Raw genomic sequence first — 3,461 nt, forward strand, 5'->3', positions numbered from 1 at the left:
TCCATCATGTAACAATAGCCGCGGGCTGTGTTGTTTTTTTTGTTATTATGATGTTTATTAATTTTACTTTTAAAAATTTATATTGAGCGTGAAGAATGTGTGTAATCACTCTGGATAATGTCAGTTTCAAATACCCGCGCGCTAAAAATTACGCGCTTGAAGGGATAAATTTATCCGTGGCAGAAGGAGAATTTCTCGCCGTAATGGGCGAAAACGGAGCGGGAAAAACTACTTTTTGCAAACTGCTTAACGGTATTATTCCACACCTTAGCGGCGGACATTTATCTGGAACGGTTACAGTTGACGGCGCGGATACCGTAAATTCCTCCGTCCCGCAGTTGGCTCTTAAGGTCGGTATGACGTTGGATGATCCTGACGCTCAGCTTTTTACATCGTCCGTCCGTTATGAAGCAGGTTTTGGACTGCAAAATATCCTTTTACCGCCGCAAGAAATCGAAAAAAGGGTGAGCTTCGCTCTTCGCTCCGTCGGGCTTGCCGGTTTTGAAGACAGAGCGCCCTCAACTCTGTCGGGCGGCGAAAAGCAGCGTCTTGCTATTGCAGCGGTTCTTGCAATGAAAGGGAAAGTACTGGTTCTTGATGAACCCCTGTGCCGCCTTGATGAACAGGGAGCGCAAGAAGTAATGTCCGTTTTAAGTGATATGCGAAAAAATGAAAAAATTACAATAATTATGGCAATGCACGAAAGCGCAAAAACTGCTGAATTTGCGGATAGGGTTTGTATCCTTAAAAACGGAAAAATTGCCGCGCTTGATGCAGTTAAAAATATTTTTTCCGATAGGACATTATTGGAATAAAACGGCATACAGCCCGTTACCGGTAATTTTAAAAAATTTTTTCCGCAAAAAGTTTCTTGTGATAATCCCGTGATCGATGTAAAAAGTCTTTGCTTTTCATATTCAAACGGTTCGGGAATAAAAAATATCAATCTGTCAATCGCGGAAAATGATTTTATAGCTATAATGGGCGATAACGGTTGCGGAAAAACGACCCTGCTTAAATGTATTACGGGCCTTTTACGCCCGAGCGGAGGGGATATTTTCATTCGCGGCAAAAATACAAAAGAACTTTCCGTTAGCGATATTTCCAAAGAAGCGGGATTTGTTATGCAAAACCCCGATACACAGCTTTTTACGGATTCTGTTTACAAAGAAGCCGCTTTCGCGCTTAAAAATATGCGTCTTTCAAAAACTGAAATAAAGCGAAGGGTAGAGACTGCCTTAAAAACTGTGGGCCTTAACGATGCGGACGCTTTTCCTCCGGCGTTAAGCAGGCAGGATCGCACGAAGACGCTAATCGCGTGCGTTCTTGCGATGAATAGTAAAATAATTATTTTTGACGAAGTTGACGTTGGCAATGATTACTCAGGCAGTTTAAAAATCATGAATATTGCCCGCGATCTTCATTCGAGGGGCTTTACAATTATTTTTGTTACGCATAACATGATTTTGGCGGGCGAATACGCTCACAGGCTGATTAAAATGGAAAAAGGCGGGATTGTATTTGATGGAAGACGTGAAGATTAGCAAAAAAAAGCATTTCATGGTTCACCCCGCCGTTATAAGCGTTTGGGCAGCCGTTATCGCTGTGGGGCATTTATTGCCTACTATTCCAATCATTGGAACGGGCGGGACATTTTCTTTATCTGCGGTACTTTATCCGCTTTCGGGAATTTTTTTCGGCCCCTTAGCCGGCGCCCTATGCTCTGCGGCGGGAGGCTTTATCGGCTCTTTAATCGCGCCTGTCACCGCATGGATGGGGCTTGGCACTTTTATCGTGGGGACGACTACCGCTTTTACAACCGGATGTATCGCGTGGGGAAAATGGCCGCCTGTCGCTATTAACTCAGCCGGAAAGTTCATCATCAACGGAGGGATTATCGTATACATTACAGGAACAATTCTCTGGTTTACGCAGGAAATAGGCAGAAGCGTTATCCTGTTGCCGCTGTTTTTTTACGGATTGGGTTTTGCAGTTATGATAATAGCGGTTATTTTCTCTCGGCGGATGTTCACCTGTAAAAACCAATGGATAAAATTTCCAGCCGTCTGGCTATGCGCCTTTAGCGGCCTTATAGGCGGCGCGACAGTGGGGAATTTTTTCTCTCTTGTATTGTACAAACAGCCAAAAGAAATTTGGGCGATACTGACAATTACCGCTCCCATTGAACGCGCTATTTTCGCGTCCGCTGCAATGCTTGCGGGAACGCCGCTTCTTGCAGGTTTAAATAAAATTGGCATTTTTACAGGCCCCCAGAGTGAATCTGATGAAAACGGAGTTTTAAATGAAGATTGATTGTCATGTTCACGTAACGCCTCCCGATATTATCGCGAATTGGACTCAATACGCCGAAAAAGAACCGTACTTTTCGCTGATTTCGCACAGTAAAGTAAATAAATTCGCGACTGCGGAAGACGTTGTTTCAGTATTAGAGAAAGACGGTTTTGACAGAGCGGTAATATTCGGCTTTGGTTTTAACGACTTAGGCCTTTGCCGTTATGTGAATGATTATGTAATAGAAAAAACAAAACAGTTTCCCGAAAAACTGACAGGCTTCGCGGCCGTCCCCCCCTGCAAAGAGGCCGCAAAAGAAATAGAGCGCTGTTATAACAATGGCCTAATAGGCGTAGGCGAACTTTTTCCAGAAGGGCAGAGTATTGACCTTGCGAATGAAAAGGAAACAGCCGATTTAACAGGCGCGTGTAAAGAACTTGGAATGCCGTTACTGCTCCATACAAATGAAACTGTCGGCCATTATTACCCGGGGAAGACAAATATACAAATGAAAGACATTGAAAAATTTATCATTAACAATCCCGACCTAAAAATAATACTCGCCCATTGGGGCGGCGGGATTTTTATATATGAGACAATGAAAGAAATCAAGGCAAGTTTCCGCAATGTGTACTACGACATCGCCGTAACCCCGTATCTTTTTGATGAGCGAATTTACCGCGCAGCAAAAGCGTTAGGCCTATGCGAAAAAATAATTTTTGGCAGCGACTTCCCAATCCTTCCGCCCTCACGTTACATAAAAGGACTAAACAACAGCGGCCTCTGTGAAGACGATAAAAACCTGATACTTTGTAAAAACGCGCAAAAACTGCTGAAGGGAGTGGGGAGTGGGGAGTAGGGATTCTTTGTGTCCTTCTCTTCCTTTGTGTTCTTCGTTAAAAATATTGCGATAAAGTTCAGGCATTATTCCTGTAACGCCTGCAATGCCTGTAAAGCCTGTTGGGCGATACCAACCTGATTTTTAAGCTTTGTTATTTCCTGATCTTTCGTCGCATTCGCGTTTTGCAAACTGGTAATATCCGAGGCGGCTTTTGTTTTATCGGCTTCCAATGACGCGATTTTATCGTCTTTTTCTTTAGAGCTTTTTTGCAAATTGGAAACGTTTGCTTCCAATTCATTGACCCTGCTTGTAAGGCCTGAGTCTCCGC

Annotated in this window: 5 protein-coding genes; 4 read left to right on the forward strand and 1 reads right to left on the reverse strand. The window is 43.6% G+C overall.

Annotated elements, in window-relative coordinates:
* The first annotated feature begins 95 nt into the window (after positions 1-95).
* From ACYVRH_RS11255 to ACYVRH_RS11270, 4 genes are all read left to right on the forward strand, one after another.
* Positions 96-815: an energy-coupling factor ABC transporter ATP-binding protein gene (locus ACYVRH_RS11255; RefSeq protein WP_461257009.1), complete on the forward strand. Its 720-nt coding sequence runs from the start codon at positions 96-98 to the stop codon at positions 813-815.
* A 69-nt stretch (positions 816-884) separates the two neighbouring features.
* A complete protein-coding gene (locus tag ACYVRH_RS11260) occupies positions 885-1,544 on the forward strand; it encodes an energy-coupling factor ABC transporter ATP-binding protein (protein ID WP_461257010.1) in 660 nt (219 codons plus the stop codon).
* A complete protein-coding gene (locus ACYVRH_RS11265) occupies positions 1,522-2,313 on the forward strand; it encodes an ECF transporter S component (protein WP_461257011.1) in 792 nt (263 codons plus the stop codon). Before ACYVRH_RS11260 ends, ACYVRH_RS11265 begins: the two co-directional genes overlap by 23 nt.
* Positions 2,303-3,151: an amidohydrolase family protein gene (locus tag ACYVRH_RS11270; RefSeq protein ID WP_461257012.1), complete on the forward strand. Its 849-nt coding sequence runs from the start codon at positions 2,303-2,305 to the stop codon at positions 3,149-3,151. The genes ACYVRH_RS11265 and ACYVRH_RS11270 overlap by 11 nt, the downstream gene beginning before the upstream one ends.
* Before the next feature lie 65 nt (positions 3,152-3,216).
* Here ACYVRH_RS11270 and ACYVRH_RS11275 read toward each other — a convergent pair.
* Positions 3,217-3,461 (reverse strand): hypothetical protein (locus ACYVRH_RS11275; protein WP_461257013.1); only part of this gene is annotated, 245 nt, incomplete at its 5' end.

This window comes from Treponema sp. R80B11-R83G3 (genome assembly GCF_054786115.1).